At 64.0% G+C, this 18,531-nt stretch carries 17 protein-coding genes; 11 read left to right on the forward strand and 6 right to left on the reverse strand.

Features of this window, described 5'->3' with window-relative positions; genetic code table 11:
* The first annotated feature begins 47 nt into the window (after window positions 1-47).
* Window positions 48-1,340 carry a TRAP transporter large permease gene (locus tag AC0L23_RS04335; protein ID WP_039799985.1) on the forward strand — a complete coding sequence of 431 codons (1,293 nt, stop codon included), beginning with the start codon at window positions 48-50 and terminating at the stop codon, window positions 1,338-1,340.
* 124 nt (window positions 1,341-1,464) lie between these two features.
* The gene (locus AC0L23_RS04340) at window positions 1,465-3,396 is read left to right on the forward strand and encodes an alkyl/aryl-sulfatase (protein ID WP_085352090.1); all 1,932 of its coding nucleotides are present in this window, start codon (window positions 1,465-1,467) and stop codon (window positions 3,394-3,396) included.
* A gap of 133 nt (window positions 3,397-3,529) precedes the next feature.
* Here the strand turns inward: AC0L23_RS04340 and AC0L23_RS04345 are convergent, their stop codons facing one another.
* Together AC0L23_RS04345 and AC0L23_RS04350 are read right to left on the reverse strand one after the other, a co-directional pair.
* A complete protein-coding gene (locus AC0L23_RS04345) occupies window positions 3,530-4,600 on the reverse strand; it encodes a glycosyltransferase family 4 protein (protein ID WP_018457145.1) in 1,071 nt (356 codons plus the stop codon).
* Window positions 4,601-4,710: 110 nt separating this feature from the next.
* On the reverse strand, window positions 4,711-4,956 hold the full coding sequence (locus tag AC0L23_RS04350; RefSeq protein WP_018457144.1) for a hypothetical protein: 246 nt from the start codon (window positions 4,954-4,956) through the stop codon (window positions 4,711-4,713).
* Here AC0L23_RS04350 and AC0L23_RS04355 point away from each other — a divergent pair.
* From AC0L23_RS04355 to AC0L23_RS04370, 4 genes are read left to right on the forward strand one after another with little or no spacing between them, the layout of a single operon-like run.
* On the forward strand, window positions 4,879-6,642 hold the full coding sequence (locus tag AC0L23_RS04355; RefSeq protein ID WP_085362238.1) for an ABC transporter ATP-binding protein: 1,764 nt from the start codon (window positions 4,879-4,881) through the stop codon (window positions 6,640-6,642). The two genes, AC0L23_RS04350 and AC0L23_RS04355, sit on opposite strands and share 78 nt — an antisense overlap.
* Window positions 6,643-6,698: 56 nt before the next feature.
* On the forward strand, window positions 6,699-8,903 hold the full coding sequence (locus AC0L23_RS04360; RefSeq protein WP_085352219.1) for an amylo-alpha-1,6-glucosidase: 2,205 nt from the start codon (window positions 6,699-6,701) through the stop codon (window positions 8,901-8,903).
* A 22-nt stretch (window positions 8,904-8,925) separates the two neighbouring features.
* Window positions 8,926-9,447 (forward strand): PRC-barrel domain-containing protein, encoded by a 522-nt coding sequence (locus AC0L23_RS04365; protein ID WP_085385889.1) that lies wholly within the window; start codon window positions 8,926-8,928, stop codon window positions 9,445-9,447.
* Between the two features lie 23 nt (window positions 9,448-9,470).
* Complete coding sequence (locus tag AC0L23_RS04370) at window positions 9,471-10,784, forward strand: MFS transporter (RefSeq protein ID WP_085385888.1); 1,314 nt, start codon at window positions 9,471-9,473, stop codon at window positions 10,782-10,784.
* Between the two features lie 38 nt (window positions 10,785-10,822).
* Here AC0L23_RS04370 and AC0L23_RS04375 read toward each other — a convergent pair whose 3' ends face one another.
* The 4 genes from AC0L23_RS04375 to fixL all read right to left on the reverse strand — a co-directional run bounded on the left by AC0L23_RS04375 (window position 10,823) and on the right by fixL (window position 14,245).
* Window positions 10,823-11,521 (reverse strand): helix-turn-helix domain-containing protein, encoded by a 699-nt coding sequence (locus tag AC0L23_RS04375; RefSeq protein ID WP_026233309.1) that lies wholly within the window; start codon window positions 11,519-11,521, stop codon window positions 10,823-10,825.
* Window positions 11,522-11,624: 103 nt separating this feature from the next.
* Entirely contained in the window at window positions 11,625-12,047 is a 423-nt protein-coding gene (locus AC0L23_RS04380) for a response regulator (protein WP_018457138.1), read from the reverse strand.
* A 59-nt stretch (window positions 12,048-12,106) separates the two neighbouring features.
* Window positions 12,107-12,724, reverse strand: a complete 618-nt coding sequence (gene fixJ / locus AC0L23_RS04385) for a response regulator FixJ (RefSeq protein WP_018457137.1) — start codon at window positions 12,722-12,724, stop codon at window positions 12,107-12,109.
* A gap of 3 nt (window positions 12,725-12,727) precedes the next feature.
* Entirely contained in the window at window positions 12,728-14,245 is a 1,518-nt protein-coding gene (gene fixL / locus AC0L23_RS04390) for a sensor protein FixL (RefSeq protein ID WP_085362240.1), read from the reverse strand.
* A gap of 205 nt (window positions 14,246-14,450) precedes the next feature.
* On the opposite strand from fixL, the gene AC0L23_RS04395 reads away from it, so the two are divergent.
* The 5 genes from AC0L23_RS04395 to AC0L23_RS04415 all read left to right on the forward strand — a co-directional run bounded on the left by AC0L23_RS04395 (window position 14,451) and on the right by AC0L23_RS04415 (window position 18,531).
* Complete coding sequence (locus tag AC0L23_RS04395; protein WP_085362241.1) at window positions 14,451-15,284, forward strand: universal stress protein; 834 nt, start codon at window positions 14,451-14,453, stop codon at window positions 15,282-15,284.
* Window positions 15,285-15,322: 38 nt separating this feature from the next.
* Window positions 15,323-15,748, forward strand: a complete 426-nt coding sequence (locus tag AC0L23_RS04400) for a CBS domain-containing protein (protein WP_085362242.1) — start codon at window positions 15,323-15,325, stop codon at window positions 15,746-15,748.
* 210 nt (window positions 15,749-15,958) lie between these two features.
* Window positions 15,959-17,608 (forward strand): cytochrome-c oxidase, cbb3-type subunit I, encoded by a 1,650-nt coding sequence (ccoN, locus tag AC0L23_RS04405; protein WP_085362243.1) that lies wholly within the window; start codon window positions 15,959-15,961, stop codon window positions 17,606-17,608.
* A 10-nt stretch (window positions 17,609-17,618) separates the two neighbouring features.
* Window positions 17,619-18,353: a cytochrome-c oxidase, cbb3-type subunit II gene (gene ccoO, locus AC0L23_RS04410; protein ID WP_085362244.1), complete on the forward strand. Its 735-nt coding sequence runs from the start codon at window positions 17,619-17,621 to the stop codon at window positions 18,351-18,353.
* Window positions 18,354-18,366: 13 nt separating this feature from the next.
* Complete coding sequence (locus AC0L23_RS04415) at window positions 18,367-18,531, forward strand: CcoQ/FixQ family Cbb3-type cytochrome c oxidase assembly chaperone (protein WP_018457132.1); 165 nt, start codon at window positions 18,367-18,369, stop codon at window positions 18,529-18,531.

Consider the following 18,531-nt stretch of genomic DNA (forward strand, 5'->3'; position numbering starts at 1 on the left):
TCCTGATCGTCGCCGTGTGCTTCGCCCATTCGGCGCACGTGATCACGATGCCGCAGGGCCTGCGTGTCGCCGTGGTTTTCGGCCTTCTGCTGTCGTTGATGCTCACGGGCATGCCGATCTCGATCGCGCTCGGCCTGACCGTGCTCAGCTTCATGTTCACGTTGACCGACGTACGGACGGAATCGGTGGCGCTGAAGCTGTTTACCGGCATCGAGAGCTTCGAGATCATGGCGATCCCGTTCTTCATCCTTGCCGGCAACTTCCTGACCCATGGCGGCGTGGCGCGCCGGATGATCACGTTCGCGACTTCGCTGGTCGGCCATTGGTACGGAGGCCTTGCGCTCTCGGGCGTGGTCGCCTGCGCGCTGTTCGCCGCGATTTCCGGCTCGTCGCCGGCCACCGTGGTGGCGATCGGATCGGTGATCCTGCCCGCGATGGTCGCGCAGGGATTTCCCAAGAAGTTCGGGGCGGGCGTGATCACGACCTCCGGCTCGCTGGGAATTCTCATTCCACCGTCGATTCCAATGGTGCTGTTTGCCGTCTCCACCAACACCTCCGTCGGCAAGCTGTTCATCGCCGGCATCGTGCCGGGAATGGTGCTCGCCATGCTGCTTGGCGCCACGACGTTCTACCGGGCCTGGCGTAACGACTATCCGAGGATGCCGAAAGCAACCCTCTACGAACGCTTCGATGCGTTCCGCAAGTCGATCTGGGGTATCCTGCTGATCGTGATCGTGATCGGTGGCATCTACAGCGGCCTGTTCACACCGACCGAAGCTGCCGCCGTCAGCGCGGTGTACGCCTTCATCGTCGCAGTGTTCATCTACAAGGATCTGAAGCTGCGAGACGTGCCGCGGGTGCTGCTGTCGTCGGCAAATCTTTCAGCGATGCTGCTCTACATCATCACCAACGCCGTCTTGTTCTCGTTCCTGATGACTTACGAGAACGTGCCGCAAGCGCTCGCGCAATGGATGATCGACCAGGGCCTCGGCTGGATCGGCTTCCTCCTCGTCGTCAATCTCCTGTTGCTATTAGCCGGCAACGTGATGGAGCCATCCTCGATCATCCTGATCATGGCGCCGATCCTGTTTCCGGTTGCGATCAAGCTCGGCATCGATCCGATCCATTTCGGCATCCTGATGACGGTCAACATGGAGGTCGGGCTGTGCCATCCGCCGGTCGGCCTCAATCTCTACGTGGCCTCAGGCATCGCCAAAATGGGTATCACCGAGCTCACGGTCGCGGTGTGGCCATGGCTGCTGACGATGTTGGGATTCCTGGTGGTCGTGACCTATTGGCCCGGCCTGTCGCTGTGGCTGCCGAGGCTGTTGGGCATGTAGCCCGCGAACACGCTGCTTCTCTCCACCTGTGGGCGCGGGGCTACGCATTGCTGCGCCCTCCCGTCATGGCAATCGGCCGCGGGATGCGGTTAGATGCCGCGCAACAGGCGGGGAGGAGATCGAGATGACGGACACGTCCAGCAACGAGCCGAAGGGCGCAACGCCGTCCGTCATCGCGCAGCAAACGGCGATGCTGAATGCACTGCCGTTTTCCGACACGCGCGATTTCGACGACGCCGCGCGCGGCTTCCTCGGCACGATCGAGAACGCGGAGATCACCAATCCGCAAGGGCGGACGGTCTGGAGCCTCGAGCCGTACGCCTTTCTTGCCGCCGAGCAGGCGCCGACCACGGTCAATCCGAGCCTGTGGCGGCAGTCGCGGCTCAACATGCAGCACGGCCTTTTCGAGGTCGTGCCCGGCGTGTACCAGGTGCGGGGGCTCGACATTGCCAACATGACGCTGATCGAAGGCGACAGCGGCGTCATCGTCGTCGACACCCTGACCTCGATCGAGGGCGCGCGCGCCGCGCTCGATCTCTACTACAGGCATCGTGGCCAGCGGCCGGTCGCGGCCGTGATCTTCACCCATACCCACACCGACCATTGGGGTGGTGCGCGCGGCGTGCTGGAGGAGGATGCACTCGCGAGCGGCCGCGTGCCGATCATCGCGCCGAACTTGTTCATGGAGCATGCCGTCTCCGAGAACATCATCGCGGGACCTGCGATGCTGCGCCGGGCGCAGTACCAGTTCGGGCCGCTCCTCGCCAAGGGCGCGCGCGGGCAGGTCGATTGCGGCCTCGGCAAGTCGATGGCGGCAGGTTCGGTGGCGCTGCTGCGACCGACCGACCTGATCATGGCGACCGGCGACCGGCGCGTAATCGACGGCGTTGAATTCGAATTCCAGATGGCGCCGAACAGCGAAGCGCCGGCGGAGATGCATTTCTTCATCCCGCGCTACAAGCTGTTGAACCTCGCCGAGAACTGCACCCACAATTTCCACAATCTGCTGCCGTTCCGCGGCGCCGATGTGCGCGACGCGCTGGCCTGGTCGAAATATCTGGGCGAGGCCTTGCAGCTCTGGGATGGCAAGGCGGAGGCGATGTGCGGCCAGCATCACTGGCCGGTGTGGGGACACGAACGCATCGGCACGATGATCCGGCAGCAGCGCGACCTCTACAAATTCGCGCATGACCAGACCATCCGCCTGATGAACCACGGCCTCACCGCGGCCGAGATCGCTGAAACGATCCAGCTGCCCAAGAGCCTGGAGGGCGCCTGGCACGGCCGCGGCTATTACGGCCACATCCGGCATAATGTGAAGGCGATCTATCAAAAGTATTTGGGCTGGTACGACGCCAATCCGGTCAATCTCGACCCGCTGCCGCCGGTGGAGTCGGGCAAGAAGTACGTCGAGTACATGGGCGGCGCCGACGTCATCCTCGCGCGGGCGCGTGTCGATTTCGACAAGGGCGAATTCCGCTTCGTGGCGCAGGCGCTCGGCCATCTCGTCTTTGCCGAGCCGGACAATCAGGCTGCGCGTGCGTTGCTGGCGGATACGCTGGAGCAGCTCGGCTACGCTGCTGAAAGCGCGACCTGGCGCAATGCCTATCTGTTCGGCGCGCAGGAATTGCGCCAGGGCATGCCGAAGGTGCCGGCGCGCCCGCCGATGCCGCGCGAGACGCTGGCGGCGCTGCGCACCTCACAGCTCTGGGACGTGCTCGGCATCCGCCTGAACGGACCAAAGGCGGAAGGAAAGCACATCGTGCTGTACTGGAGCTTCTCCGACACCGGCGAGAGCTTCGTGCTCAATCTGGAGAACTGCGCGCTGACTTACACAGAGGGCATGCAGGCGCACAATGCCGATGCCAGCTTCACGCTGGCGCGGTCGACGCTCGACGAGGTGATCGCAAAACTGACCAGCTTCCCGGAGGCCGTGGCCGCCGGCAAGGTCAAATTCGCCGGCAACCCGATGCGCCTCGCCGAGCTGATGGGCCTGATGGACGAATTCCCGCGCATGTTCGAGATCGTCGAGCCGAAGCGGGCCGTGGTGAGGTAGGGCAGCCGCCACCGCGTTCCTACTGTCATCGTCCGGCTTGACCGGACGATCCAGTACTCCGCGGCGGGAGTTGCGTGAGCAAACTGCTGCCGCGGCGTACTGGATGCCCCGCCTACGCGGGGCATGACAGTGGCTACTCCGCGCTGCTCACCAGCTTGATCCGCGGCGCCTGTTCCTCGCCGAGGCTGCGATAGGCCGCGAGATAATCCAGCGCCATGCGACGCGCCGTGAAACGCGTCTCGAACTGCTTGCGAATGACGGAGCGGTCGAGTTGCTGCAGGCGGCCGACGACGCCGGCCGCGCTGAGGACGTCCTCGACGACGAAGCCGGTGAGGCCCTCGTCGATGATCTCCGGCACTGAGCCGCGGTTGAAGGCGATGACCGGCGTTCCGCAAGCCATGGCCTCGATCATCACCAGGCCAAACGGCTCCGGCCAGTCGATCGGGAGCAATAAGCCCAGCGCGCCGCTCAAAAAGTCCGACTTCTCGTGATCGCTGATCTCGCCGATGAATTCCACCAGCGGATTGTTCTCGATCATCGGCCGGATCAGCTCGTCATAGTAATCCTGGTCGGCACGATCAACCTTGGCGGCGATCTTGAGCGGAATGCCACAATGCGTCGCGATCTTGATGGCGCGGTCGACGCCCTTTTCCGGTGCGATGCGGCCAAGCACGGCGAGGTATTCCTGTTTCGCCGGCTTCGGCGTCAGCAGGTTCTCCGGCAGGCCGTGGTGGATCGTCCTCACCCAGTTCGCCTGCGGCACCGGCCGGCGCTGCGCGTTCGAGATCGAGATGACGGGGACCTTCGAGAAGGTGTTGAAGACCGGTTGATGCTCCGGCAGGTCGAGCCGGCCGTGCAGCGTGGTCAGGAACGGTGTCGGCTGCCGGTAGAACAGCGACCACGGATAATAATCGAGATGGAAGTGGAGGAAGTCGAACTCCTCGTCGTCACATTTCTGCCGCACCCGCTCCAGCATCACCATGTGCAGCGCATTGGGATCGCGCACGGAACCGTCGAGGCGGAGCGCCCGGGGCCATAACGCGTCCAGCTTCGCCGAGGTCTGCGAATCGCCGCTGGCGAACAGCGTTACGTCGTGCCCAAGGGCCACCAGCTCTTCCGTCAACCAATGCACCACCCGCTCGGTGCCGCCATACAGCTTGGGTGGAACAGCCTCCGTCAACGGAGCTACCTGCGCGATGCGCATCTCACCATCTCCTCTGTGCGATCATGATTGTAGAAAGCCCCCGCCTGTTCTGCACCGGCACGCCAGACAAGGGAACGTTCCCGCACTTGCGAAGTTCCTCCTTCCGAACGTTACTTATTCGACACGTCGGACGCCTGTCGCGATGCTGCCATCACATCTTCGCAGAACGCCCGCATCCGCATGTCGTGATGGCGTTGCCCGGGAACCGAGGCGAAGTGGTCGATGTTCAGTCGGCTAACAACAAAAGTTTGAATCATCACGACGGGGTCAATAGTCACATGGATCATCTTTCTGGGTATGCGCACCGGCCGTTTGCCTTTGTTTTGCGCTATCTTCGGCGTCGGCTCGCGTCGCATCTCGTGATCCTGACCGCTGTGGTGGCGGCCGTTGCCTGCTCAGTAGGCACTCAGTATGGCGTCAAATCCCTGGTCGACAGCTTGTCGGCCGGCGCTTCGCATGGTGGGAGCGTATGGCTGGCATTCATTTTCCTCATGACGTTGATCGCCGCCGATAATTTGCTTTGGCGGATCGCGAGCTGGACCGCCAGCTTCACCTTCGTCCGTGTCACGGGTGATTTACGCCGTGACATATTTCGTCATCTGACCGGCCACGCGCCGAGCTACTTCTCCGACCGGATGCCCGGCATGCTGACGAGCCGCATCACGGCGACGTCCAATGCGGTGTTCACGGTCGAAAACATGTTCGTCTGGAATGTGTTGCCGCCGTGCATCGCAACAGTTGCGGCCATCGCGCTGATTGGAACCGTCAGCCCTTACATGGCACTCGGCCTGATGGTGATTGCCGGCGGCATGGTGCTTGCGATGTTCCGCCTTGCGGCCGCAGGGAAACCGCTGCATGACGACTTCGCCGACAAAGCCGCCGTCGTCGACGGCGAGATGATCGACGTCATCAGCAACATGCCGCTGGTGCGCGCCTTCTGCGGCATCGGGCACGAGCATGAGCGGTTCGACGCGACCGTGAACCGGGAGCTCACCGCGCGCGGCCGCAGCCTGCGCTATCTGGAGAAGCTGCGGCTTATCCATGCCGGCGTCACAGTCGTGCTCACGATCGCCCTGATGGCCTGGGCGATCATGCTCTGGCAGGATGGCAGGGCAACGACCGGCGACGTCGTGCTGGTCTGCACCCTCGGTCTCTCCATACTGAACGCGACGCGCGATCTCGCGGTGGCGCTGGTCGACGTCACCCAGCACGTTGCGCGGCTGACCGAGGCGATCGCCACACTGCTGGTGCCGCATGAATTGCGCGACCACCCCGAGGCCGAGCCGCTGGTGAAGAGCGGCGCCGCGATCGCGTTCAACAATGTCACCTTCGGCTATCCCGGCGGCGAAAAGATCTTCGAGCGCTTCAGCCTGCGGCTGCAACCCGGCCAGCGCGTCGGCCTGGTCGGCCAGTCCGGCGGCGGCAAGTCGACGCTGTTCACGCTGCTCCAGCGCTTCTACGATACCGACGAGGGAAGTATCACCATCGACGGCCAGGACATTTCCAAGGTGACGCAGCTGAGCCTGCGCGAGGCCATCTCGGTCGTGCCGCAGGACATTTCCTTGTTCCACCGCTCGATTCGCGAGAATATCCGCTATGGTCGCCCGAACGCGACCGACGACGAGGTGCTGCGCGCAGCCATTGCGGCGCGCTGCGATTTCGTCGAGAGTCTGCCTGGTGGTCTCGACACCATGGTCGGCGACCGCGGCGTCAAGATGTCCGGCGGCCAGCGCCAGCGCATCGCAATCGCGCGCGCCTTCCTGAAGGACGCGCCGATCCTGCTGCTGGACGAGGCGACCGCCGCGCTCGACAGCGAATCCGAGGAGGCGATCCGCGAGGCGTTGTCGCGGCTGATGCGCGGCCGGACGGTCATCGCGATCGCGCATCGCCTCGCGACCCTGCGCAATTTCGATCGCGTGGTCGTGTTGAGGGGTGGTAAGATCATCGAGGACGGGTCGCCCGAGCGTCTGATGCAGGGCCACGGGCCCTATCGTGAGCTGGTCACGCAGGAAATGAGCCGGCTCGCCCAAGCCGCCGCGTAAACCAATAGTCGCGTTCGAGTCGGTTGCGTGTCGAAACAAGCGCAGGGGAGCTGCTGATGTCGGCTGAAGCCGTTACCCAATTCGTCTCTGTGACGCGGACCGTGGACCAGGTCGCGGAGCAGCCTTTCTATATTCCGATGACGGGACCGTCAGCGCGGCCGCGGCGTTCGCTCAAGCACGACGACACCTTTATCGTGCTCGACAGCCATGGTGACATCGGCGCTTCGGCCGGCGGGCCCGATGGCCTGTTTCATCACGACACGCGCTACCTTGCGAGGCTCGAGCTCGTGCTCGACGATCTCCAGCCGTTACTGCTGGGCTCGAACCTGCGCGACGACAACTCAGCCCTGACCGTCGATCTCACCAATCCGGACATCTACCGGCAGGGCAGCCTCGTGCTGCAAAAGGACCTGCTGCACATCGTGCGCACGATCTTCCTGTGGCGCGGCACCGCGTATCAGCGCATCGGCGTGCAGAACCACGGCGACCGCCCGGCCGGCTTTGCGCTGACGCTGCTGTTCGACAACGATTTCGCCGATCTGTTCGAGGTCCGCGGCGAACGGCGCCCGCGCCGCGGCATCGGCTCGAGCCGGCTGTTGGGACCGACCGACGTGCTGTTCGATTACCGCGGTCTCGATGACGCCGAGCGCACCACGGGCCTGCATTTCGACCCGCGCCCAACCAAGTTGTCGGTGAATGCCGCGACCTGGCAGCTCGAACTCGACCCGCATGAGTCGAAATCCTTGTTCGTGGCCGTGTCCTGCAACCGGCCGGTCGCGGAGAAGCCGGCGCGCTTTTTCAGGAGCCTGCTCGCCCATCGCCGCGAGATGCGGCAATCGACGATGGGGGCGGCCAGCATCGAGACCTCCAACAACATCTTCAACGAGGTGCTGTGCCAGGCCATGGCCGACCTCAACATGCTGATGACGGAGACGCCGCAGGGCCGCTATCCCTATGCAGGAATTCCCTGGTACTCGACGACGTTCGGCCGTGACGGGCTGATCACCGCGTTGCAGATGCTGTGGGTCGATCCGCGAATCGCCAAGGGCGTGCTGCGGCGGCTCGCCCATTTCCAGGCCAAGGCGGTCGACCCGCTCGCCGATGCCGCGCCGGGCAAGATCCTGCATGAGATGCGCGGCGGCGAGATGGCGGCGCTGCGGGAGGTACCGTTCGCGCAATATTACGGCAGCGTCGATTCCACGGCCTTGTTCGTCCTGCTGGCAGGAAGCTATTTCGAACGCACCGGCGACGAGGCGACATTGACCGAGCTGTGGCCGGCGATCGAGGCGGGGCTGGCCTGGATCGACGGCCCCGGTGATCCCGACAAGGACGGCTTCGTCGAATATCAGCGCGCCACGGAAAAGGGCCTCGCCAACCAGGGCTGGAAGGATTCCTACGACGCGATCTTCCATGCTGATGGCCAGCTCGCGGAAGGCAATCTCGCGCTGGCCGAAGTGCAAGGTTACGTCGTTGCGGCCAAGCGGCTCGCCGCGCGCTGCGCGCTCCGCCTGGGCAAGCCTGATCTCGCCAAGAAGCTCGAGGCCGAGGCCAAGACGCTGGCCGAGCGTTTCGAGGCCGCGTTCTGGTGCGAGGAGCTCGGTACCTATGCGCTTGCGCTCGACGGCAAGAAGCGGCCCTGCAAGGTGCGGACCTCCAACGCCGGCCAGGTCCTGTTCAGCGGCATGATCCGCGAGGACCGCGCGCGCCTCGTCGCCGCCGATTTGATGCGGCCGCATTTCTTCTCGGGCTGGGGCATCCGCACCGTCGCGCAAGGCGAGGTGCGTTACAATCCGATGTCCTATCATGACGGGTCGATCTGGCCGCACGACAATGCGCTGATCGCGCTCGGGCTCGCGCGTTATGGGCTCAAGCATTCGGTCGCGCATGTCTTCAAGGGATTGTTCGACGCCGCGACCTACATGGACCTGCGCCGGTTGCCCGAATTGTTCTGCGGTTTCCGGCGCGAAAAGCGGCGCGGCCCGACGCTCTATCCGGTCGCCTGCGCGCCGCAGGCCTGGGCCAGCGCAACGGCGTTCACGCTATTGGAGGCGGCGCTGGGCATCGAGTTCGACGTGGCGCGCGGCGAGATCCGGCTGCGCAATCCGCATCTGCCGGCGTTCCTGCACGAGGTGATCTTGCGCGATCTGCGTCTGGGCGAGTCCAGCGTGGACCTGCGCGTCAGCCGCCATGGCGACGACGTGGCGCTGGAGGTGTTGCGCACGCGTGGCCAGATTCAGGTCTCGATCGTGCTGGCGCGCTAGCGGCGCGCCGGAAGGAGGGTGCATGCGTACCGCCGGATGGTTGGCTCTGGGCGTCGTGATCGTCTGCGGAACGACTCTCGCCGTGTCACGCGCCGCGGAGGAGTCGCCCGCACCCTCGACGGAAGCGAATGCACCGCCGACGGCGCAGCCGCCGGCGTCATCGGTCCCCGTCACGCCAAAGAATGCCGCGCCACCGCCGTCGGTCACGATCATCGGCGCGAGCGATGCGCACGGTGTGCTTGGCCGTGACGTGCTCAGCGCGGCGAACGAGGACATGGGCCGCATCGTCGACGTCATCGTCGATCGGAGCGGGCACGTGCGCGCTGCCGTGATCGATTTCGGCGGCTTCCTCGGCGTCGGCAGCCGCAAGATCGTGGTGGACTGGAACGCGATGCGGTTCGGCAAGATCGTCAACAAGAAGGACAGCATCACGCTGGAATTGACCAAGGCACAGGTCGCAGCCGCGCCGGAATACAAGGAGGACACGCCGATGGTGGTGCTCGGCGCGTCCGGCAGCCTGCAGCCGCTGCAAGCTGTTCAGTGAGGCGCGGGGAGGGATGGCCGCCGGTGCTGTTGTCGAGGAAGCCGAATCATGCGGATCGCGAGGACCGCGTTGAGCAGGACAAATTTGCGGCGCCGTCGCCTGCCGGCATTCCGGCGCCGTCGCGCCAGAGCCTGCGCGGCCTCGACTGGTTCATCTTCTTCCTTGCCGACGTTCAGACCGGATTCGGGCCGTTCATCGCGGTCTATCTGACGACCCAGAAATGGACCCAGGTCGAGATCGGCCTCGTGCTGTCGATCGGCGGCATCGTTGCCCTGATCGGTCAGATGCCGGGCGGCGCCATCATCGATGCCGCGAAATCCGAGCGGCTGGTCGCCGGCCTCGCGATCGCCACGATCGGCTGCTGCGCGCTCGCCTATGCGGCGATGCCGATCTTCCCCGTGGTGGTGGCTGCGGCCACCTTGCACGCGGCAGCGAGCTGCGTGCTCGGACCGGCGATCGCGGCGATCAGCCTCGGTCTGGTCGGCCCGCTCGCGATCGGCGAGCGTCTCGGCCGCAACGCGCGCTTTGCTTCGCTCGGCAACGGCGTTGCGGCCGCCGTGATGGGTACTGCCGGCTATCTGCTGTCGAGCCGGTCGGTGTTCCTGGTCACCTTCCTGCTCGCAATTCCCACCTTGATCGCACTCTCTCGCATCCGCGAGCACGAAGTCGACATCGCGCGCTGTCACGGCGAGATGCCGCGCGAGGCGGAGGATCGCGGCGACACCAATATCTGGCATCTGATCCGGCAGCGGCCGCTCATTGTCTTTGCACTCAGCGTGCTCCTGTTGCAGCTCGCGAACGCCTCGATGATGCCGCTGATGGCAAGCGCGGTGACAGCGCGATCGAGCGAGTGGGCGACGGTGCTCGTCGCTTTTTGCATCGTCGTGCCGCAGGCGATCGTGGCGCTGCTGTCGCCGAGCGTCGGGCGCAAGGCGCAAGTATGGGGCCGCAGGCCGCTGCTGCTGATCGGATTCGCGGCGCTGACGATTCGCGGTCTGCTGTTCGCGACAGTGCGCGATCCGTATCTGCTGGTGCTGGTGCAGGTGTTCGACGGCCTCACCGCGGCGGTGTTCGCGGTGATGATCCCGCTGATCGTGGCCGACGTCGCCTTCGGCAGCGGCCATTTCAACCTCGCGCAGGGCATTGTCGGCACGGCAATGGGCGTCGGCGCGTCGCTGAGCACCGCGCTTGGCGGCTATGTCAGCGATAAATTCGGCAATGCCATGGCGTTCACCGGACTGTCCGGCGTCGCGGCGACGGGACTTCTGCTTATTCTGCTTGTCATGCCGGAGACGCGGCGCAAGGGCATGATCGCAGCAAAAGAAATGGCCGGCTGAATCAATCAGCCGGCCATGAGGGGGTGGGAGAGGGGAGATCAGGCGTCGAGATTGTGCAGGCGTGCGCGGTTGCGCAGCACGATATGGCGGGCGCCGGAGAAGCCGAGAATGCCCTGGGCGTGAAGCTGCGACAGCGCGCGCGAGACGGTCTCGAGCGTGAGACCGAGATAGTCGCCGATGTCGCGGCGGCACATCGGCAGCGCCATCATGCCTGCAACCGCGAGGCGGCGGTCCATTTCGAGCAGGAAGGTTGCGACGCGCTCCATCGCGGTCTTGCGGCCCAGCAGCAGCATGTGGTCCTCGGCGTGGCGAAGCTCACCGGCGGTCATCGCCCAAAGCTTGCGGGCGACCTGGACGTCGGTGGCTGCGGCCTTCTCGAGGCTCGCGCGCTTCACGAGGCGCACAGTGGTGTCGATGATAGCTTCAGCAGCAAGGCGGTGGGTGGTGCCGGATTCGAGGCCGAACACGTCGCCGGGAAGGTGGAAGGAGCCGATCTGGCGGCGGCCGTCGGAGAGAAGCTTGTAGCTGCGCACGGCGCCGGTGACGACCTGATAGACATACTCGGCCGACTCGTCCTCGCCATAGATTTCCTCTTCCTTGCGGTAGGAGAACTCGGTGGCAACGAGGCCGACATGGCCGGCGATCGCACCGAACTGGTCGGAGACGGGATGGGCGGGTGCGATCTTGCCGCCGATCTGGGTCTTGATCGCCGGGGCGTTGAAGGTCTGGGTCAGCATCTGCGCCATCTCCGTTGTGATGACGCTTAGGTACGCGGTATCGGGTGCCTCGAAAATTTCGCGAGATATCTTAAGGAGATTGCCTTACGTAGAATCCCGTAGGTCAGCTATGGACCCGGTTCTGGATGGCGTGGCGAATGCGTTTGACCAGGTTTTCGTCCAGAAGCGGCTTCAGAATCACTTCATTCACGCCTGCGGCCGCCGCCCGGGCCGAGATATTCGAGTCGGGATAGCCGGTGATCAGGATCACGGGGGTATCGCCCTCGGACTGGCGCAGTCGCCCGGCCAGCTCGATGCCGTTGATGTCAGGCATTTTGTAGTCGATCACGTAACAGTCTGCACCGGACGGGCGCGCCGCATTGAGCAGCGCCGTGGCGTTCCTGAAGGTCCGTACGGCAAAACCGTCGGTTTCCAGCAAAAACCTCAGCGAGCCAAGCACAGCGGCATCGTCGTCGACCACATAGACAGTTGGCTTTGCGGGTGACGACATCTGGAGCCGCTCGGGATGGGAGCTGATCGCAATCATTCCGATCTGGTAGCACAGGGCGAGCGGAGGGTTTTGACTTGCCTCAACTCCTGTTGACTTCAATCATTGAGCATTCCGGCGCGCATCGCTAGCCGGACCAGCTCCGACAGGCTGTTGGCCTGCATCTTGGTCATTACGTTGGCCCGGTAGACCTCGATGGTGCGCGGGCTGATGTCGTACTCGCGAGCGATCAGCTTGTTGGAGAGGCCCGCGATCAGCCCCTCCATGACCTGTCGTTCTCTGGGGCTCAGGGACGCGACGCGAGCGGCGACGTCCTGGCCCATGGCCTCGTTCCTGGCGGCCGGCTCGCCCTCGCGGATCGCGGATTCGATCATGGCGACGAGGCGGTCATCCTCGAACGGCTTTTCCAGGAAATCCATCGCACCGAGCTTCATCGCCTCGACCGCGAGCGGCACGTCGCCATGACCGGTCATGATCAGGATCGGAAACCGGCTGCGCTGCGCCTTCAGGCGCTTCAGAAGCTCGATCCCATCGATGCCGGGCATCCGCACGTCGGAGACGACGCAGCCGAAGGCGAGGCCGGGCAGGGCATCGAGAAAACTCTGCGCGTTGTCGAACAGTGTGACGCCGAAGCCGGCTGAATCCAGCAGGAAGTTCAGCGAATCCCGCATCGCCTCGTCGTCGTCAATGACGTAGATGGTTCCCTTGGTCGTCATGGATCAGTTCTCGTCGGCTGCCGGCAAGGTGAAGCGGAATGTCGCCCCACCCGATGCATTGCTCTCGGCCCACATCCGGCCGCCGTGAGCCTCGATGATCGAGCGGCTGATGGACAGTCCCACGCCCATGCCGGTGTCTTTGGTGGTGAAGAAAGTCTGAAACAGGTTTGGCATGACGTCGTCCTGGAAGCCGGAGCCGGAGTCGGAGACCTCGATCTCGATCATGTCGTCGGCGGCGCGGGTGTTGGTGACGACGAGCTCGCGCCGTGGCGACTTCGCCATCGCTTCCAGCGCGTTGCGGAAGAGGTTGACCAGCACCTGCTGGATTTGCACCCGGTCGGCGAGCACGAGATCAGCATTTGGATTGAGGCTGAACCGAAGCTGCACGTCCTGCTCGCGCGCGCCGGCGAGCCCGAGCGCGCCGGCCTCCTCGATCAGCTTGGACAGGCTCTCGACCCTTTTCTCCGATTCGCCGCGGGAGACGAAGTCGCGCAAGCGGCGGATGATCTGGCCGGCGCGCAGCGCCTGCTCGGCGGCGCGGTCCAGCGCGCTCTCGATCTTCGGCGTATTCGGATCCTGGCTTCCGGCGAGGAGCCGCCGCGACCCCTTCATGTAGTTGCTGATCGCTGCCAGCGGCTGGTTGAGCTCGTGAGCGAGCGCGGACGCCATTTCGCCCATCGCGCTCAGCCGCGAGACGTGGACAAGTTCGGACTGCAGTTCCTGGAGCCGCGCCTGGGTTTTCTGATGCTCGGTCAGATCGCGGACGAAACCGGTGAAATAGGGCTCGCCGCCCGACTGCATCTCGCCGATCGACAGGTGCATCGGAAAGGTCGTGCCGTCGCGGCGCTTGCCGGTCACGATGCGGCCGATGCCGATGATGTGTGGGTCGCTGGTGGTCCGGTAGCGCGCGATGTAGCCGTCGTGACGTGAGCTGTCGGGCTCCGGCATCAGGATGCGGACGTTCTGGCCGATCGCCTCCGACTCGACCCAGCCGAACAGGCGCTCGGCCGCCGCGCTGAAGAGCTGGATGACGCCGTGGCCGTCGATGACGATCATGGCGTCTGGAATCGTCTGGAGGATCGAGCGGAGGTGACTCTCGCGCGTGCGCAGGGTTTCCTCGACCTGCTTCTCTTCATCGACGTCAAGAAAGATGCCGCTGAGATGTCGGGCGGCGCCGGCGTCGTCCCGAATCAGCCCCGCGCGCGCACGGATCCACTGCGCTCTGCCCAACGCCCCCGCGACCCTGAACGACACGTCGAAGCTGCCGCCCCGTTCGGAGACGTGTCGGATCGCACTCTCGATCCGCTCGCGGTCGTTCGGCTCCAGCCGGGACAGGAACAGCGCGTAACTCACCGATTGGCCAGATTCGATTCCGAACAGGATCCTGGCCGTCTCCGACCACTCCAACTCCAGTGTCTTGAGATCGAGGTCCCAGGTCCCGACGCCAAATCCTTCGATTCGAACGCGGAAATGTTCGCCCCGGCCGTCATCTTGCGGATGAATCACGCGGGTCGGCGCCAAACGATCACTCCCATTCTGATGCGGGGAACCGCACAGCGTTACCGTTGGCAATGTACCCAAGGAGGGGCCAGAGGCAAGTTCCGATGTCTTATACCATCGGCAGATTTCCGGCCGGCGCGGTGATCCAAGGTTTTGATCTATCTCATCCTGCCCCGGCGGCGGTGGGCTTACGATCGGATCAAAGCTCATTGCCCCGGAGACTCCGATGACATACGCGACCGTGATGGTCAGCCTGGCGCTCGATCAGCCCAACGAGGCGCGGCTTCAGGTCGCGGGCGAGCTTGCCGAACGATTTGAGGCGTCGATCATCGGCGTTGCTGCGGCGCAGTTCGCCCCGCCGCTCTACTACAGCGATGGCGCCGCAGCGCAGGGACTGATCGATGAGGGAGAAGCCTCGGTCAAGCGACGCCTGAGCAGGCTCGAGGCGCAATTCCGCGCCGCGATCAGGAATCGCGGCGGGCATGTGGAATGGCGCAGCGCCATGGATTTCCCGGCGCGCTTTACGTTCGCTCAGGCACGTTGCGCCGACATCGTCGTCGCCGGCGGGCAGAGCCCGGCCTTCTCCGACGCCTTCGCGCTCGCGAGCCCAAAGGATCTGGTGATGCAAGCCGGCCGACCGATCCTGGTCGTGCCTGACGGGATCAACTGGCTCGATCTGCGCAGCGTCCTGGTGGCGTGGAAGGATACGCCGGAAGCGCGGCGGGCGCTCGCCGATGCGCTGCCATTACTGCGCAAGGCCAGGGATGTCACCGTCCTCGCAATTCCCGAAGGTGACGACGACCGCACTGCCGCGGTCGCTGGCGCGACCGACGTGACGGCGTGGCTTGCCCGCCACGGCGTGACCGCGATCACGCGCGTTTCCGAAGCGGCCCGGAACGAAACCGTCGTCGGGCAACTGGAGAAAATTGCCGGCGACGTCGGCGCCAGCATGATCGTCGCCGGTGCCTACGGTCATTCGCGCTTCCGCGAACTGATCCTCGGCGGCGTCACCCAATATCTGGTCACTCAATCTGCCCGCTGCGTGCTGCTGTCGCACTGACGCTGGAGCGATACAAGACCAATCAAAGAGGACGCGCCGTGTACAGATTCCTTGAACAGACCGTCGAAAGCTACATGACGCAGGACGTCAGGACAGTGAGGCGCGACCTCGACCTGCTCGCGCTGAGCGAGATGTTCGAGCGCGATGATTTCAATTCCTATCCGGTCGAGGACGACGGACAGGTCGTCGGTATCGTCACCAAGTTCGACATCCTGAAGTGCTTCGCCTTCACGCCGAGCCAGATGCTGCCGCGCTACCACGACCTGATGACCCGCAAAATCGGCGACGTCATGACGCCCGACTTTATCTATGTCAGCCCCGACACGCGGCTGACGCGCGTGCTCCAGATCATGGTCGAGCACCGCATCAGGAGCATCATCGTGCTCGACGGCGCGCAGAAGCTGATCGGAATCGTCGCGCGCGAGGACGTCATCGCGGCGCTCAAGGCGACGGCACGCGACTGAGGAGGCGGCTGCAGATTCGCAATTCTCGACTCCGCCATGTCACGCAGGCGGTGGGCTGCCGTTTATGCTCTGCGGTGCCCAAGCGACTGATATCGCTCTGCGATCTACATCGGTCTCACATTAACAGAAATCCACATAGCTTGATTTCAATCAATTCCCCGCGAGGGCGAATGTGGTTTCTGGCCCTGTGTTCTTTCAGAGAGAGTCCGCATGAGCCAGCCCTCCATCTCCAAGTCCATGACGTCAGGTGAAAGCGGCCTGGCTGTCGTGTTCGCGGTCACCGCCTTCCTCTGCGTGATTGCCTCGGCCAAGGCGCTCGATGCGCCCTTCGCCTTCCATGCCGCGCTGAGCGCGGCGGCGAGCCTGGCCGCGGTCTTCTGCATCATCAACCGTTACCTCGACCGACCGGCGGCGCTGCCGCCTGCGGAGATCAACGGCCGGCCCAACTACAACATGGGGCCGATCAAGTTCTCCTCCGTCATGGCGATGTTCTGGGGCATTGCCGGCTTTCTCGTCGGCCTCATCATCGCCTCGCAACTGGCGTGGCCGGCGCTGAACTTCGATCTGCCCTGGACCAGCTTCGGCCGCCTGCGTCCGCTGCACACGTCCGCAGTGATCTTCGCCTTCGGCGGCAACGTCCTGATCGCGACGTCGTTCTACGTCGTCCAGAAGAGCTGCCGCGTGCGCCTTGCAGGCGATCTCGCGCCCTGGTTCGTCGTCGTAGGCTACAATTTCTTCATCCTGATCGCCGGCACCGGCTATCTGCTCGGCGTCACCCAGTCGAAGGAATATGCCGAGCCGGAATGGTACGCCGATCTGTGGCTGACCATCGTTTGGGTCACCTATCTGCTGGTCTTCCTTGCCACGATCATCAAGCGCAAGGAGCCGCACATCTTTGTCGCGAACTGGTTCTATCTCGCCTTCATCGTGACGATCGCTGTCTTGCATCTCGGCAACAACCCGGCGCTGCCGGTCTCGGTGTTCGGCTCGAAATCCTACATCGCCTGGGGCGGCATCCAGGATGCCATGTTCCAGTGGTGGTACGGCCACAACGCGGTCGGCTTCTTCCTGACCGCCGGCTTCCTCGCCATCATGTATTACTTCATCCCGAAGCGGGCCGAGCGGCCGATCTATTCCTACCGTCTCTCGATCATCCACTTCTGGGCGCTGATCTTCCTGTACATCTGGGCCGGCCCACACCATCTGCACTACACGGCGCTGCCGGACTGGACCCAGACGCTCGGCATGACCTTCTCCATCATGCTGTGGATGCCGTCCTGGGGCGGCATGATCAACGGCCTGATGACGCTGTCGGGCGCCTGGGACAAGCTGCGCACCGATCCCGTGCTGCGCATGCTCGTGGTCTCCATCGCCTTCTACGGCATGTCGACCTTCGAAGGCCCGATGATGTCGATCAAGGTGGTCAACTCGCTCAGCCACTACACCGACTGGACCATCGGCCACGTGCACTCCGGCGCGCTCGGCTGGGTTGGTTTCGTCTCCTTCGGCGCGCTCTACTGCCTCGTGCCCTGGATCTGGAATCGGAAGGGCCTCTACAGCCTCAAGCTCGTCAACTGGCACTTCTGGATCGCGACGCTTGGCATCGTCCTCTACATCTCGGCGATGTGGGTGTCCGGCATCCTCCAGGGCCTGATGTGGCGCGCCTACACCTCGCTCGGCTTCCTCGAATATTCCTTCATCGAGACCGTCGAGGCGATGCATCCGTTCTACATCATCCGCGCCGCCGGCGGCGGGCTGTTCCTGATCGGCGCGCTGATCATGGCCTATAATCTCTGGATGACGGTTCGCGTCGGCGAACAGGAAGTCCAGATGCCCGTCGCTCTTCAGCCGGCGGAATGAGGAGTCTTCCATGTCGTTCTGGACACGCCACCAAATCTTCGAAAAGAACTCGATCATCCTCATCGTCGGCATCCTGCTGGTGATCGCGACCGGCGGTCTCGTCGAGATCACCCCGCTGTTCTACCTCAAGAGCACGATCGAGGCGGTCGACGGGATCAGGCCGTATACGCCGCTGGAGCTCGCCGGGCGCAACGTCTACATCCGCGAGGGCTGCTATCTCTGCCATTCGCAGATGATCCGGCCCTTGCGCGACGAGGTCGAGCGCTACGGACATTTCTCGTTGGCCGCCGAGAGCATGTACGACCATCCGTTCCAGTGGGGCTCGAAGCGCACCGGTCCCGACCTTGCCCGCGTCGGCGCCAAATATTCCGACGACTGGCATGTGACCCATCTGGCCAATCCGCGCGCGATCGTGCCGCAGTCGGTGATGCCAGGCTATCCGTTCCTCAGCCAGACCGAGGTCGATCCGGACACGATCGCCGACCACATGCGCACGCTGCGGACCGTCGGCACGCCCTACACCGACGACCAGATCGCCAATGCGGGCGCCGACATGAAGGCCCAGGCCGATCCTGACAATGCCGGCTCCGACGCTTTCACCAAGCGCTACGCCAAGGCCGTGGTGCGCAACTTCGACGGCAAGGCCGGCACGCCGACCGAGATGGACGCGCTGATCGCCTATCTCCAGATGCTCGGCACGCTGGTCGATTTCAAGATCTACAACGAGAAAGCCAATTTTCGCTGAGAAGGCACCCACGATGAAAGCCATCCTGACACTCGACAATCTCGCGTCCGGTCTCGTGACCACGATCTGGACGCCGGTGTTCGTCGCGATCTTTCTCGCGATCATCGCCTACGCATTATGGCCCCGTAACAAGGCTGCGTTCGACGAAGCAGCACACCTGCCGTTGCGGGAGGAGTGA

Source organism: Bradyrhizobium sp. MI1.4 (assembly GCF_055811315.1).

Coding starts and splice junctions, on each gene's coding strand:
- AC0L23_RS04335 (WP_039799985.1), top strand. CDS start 48: ATGCCGCAGGGCCTGCGTGTCGCCGTGGTTTTCGGCCTTCTGCTGTCG.
- AC0L23_RS04340 (WP_085352090.1), top strand. CDS start 1,465: ATGACGGACACGTCCAGCAACGAGCCGAAGGGCGCAACGCCGTCCGTC.
- AC0L23_RS04345 (WP_018457145.1), bottom strand. CDS start 4,600: ATGCGCATCGCGCAGGTAGCTCCGTTGACGGAGGCTGTTCCACCCAAG.
- AC0L23_RS04355 (WP_085362238.1), top strand. CDS start 4,879: ATGGATCATCTTTCTGGGTATGCGCACCGGCCGTTTGCCTTTGTTTTG.
- AC0L23_RS04350 (WP_018457144.1), bottom strand. CDS start 4,956: ATGCGACGCGAGCCGACGCCGAAGATAGCGCAAAACAAAGGCAAACGG.
- AC0L23_RS04360 (WP_085352219.1), top strand. CDS start 6,699: ATGTCGGCTGAAGCCGTTACCCAATTCGTCTCTGTGACGCGGACCGTG.
- AC0L23_RS04365 (WP_085385889.1), top strand. CDS start 8,926: ATGCGTACCGCCGGATGGTTGGCTCTGGGCGTCGTGATCGTCTGCGGA.
- AC0L23_RS04375 (WP_026233309.1), bottom strand. CDS start 11,521: ATGCTGACCCAGACCTTCAACGCCCCGGCGATCAAGACCCAGATCGGC.
- AC0L23_RS04380 (WP_018457138.1), bottom strand. CDS start 12,047: ATGATTGCGATCAGCTCCCATCCCGAGCGGCTCCAGATGTCGTCACCC.
- fixJ (WP_018457137.1), bottom strand. CDS start 12,724: ATGACGACCAAGGGAACCATCTACGTCATTGACGACGACGAGGCGATG.
- AC0L23_RS04395 (WP_085362241.1), top strand. CDS start 14,451: ATGACATACGCGACCGTGATGGTCAGCCTGGCGCTCGATCAGCCCAAC.
- ccoN (WP_085362243.1), top strand. CDS start 15,959: ATGAGCCAGCCCTCCATCTCCAAGTCCATGACGTCAGGTGAAAGCGGC.
- ccoO (WP_085362244.1), top strand. CDS start 17,619: ATGTCGTTCTGGACACGCCACCAAATCTTCGAAAAGAACTCGATCATC.
- AC0L23_RS04415 (WP_018457132.1), top strand. CDS start 18,367: ATGAAAGCCATCCTGACACTCGACAATCTCGCGTCCGGTCTCGTGACC.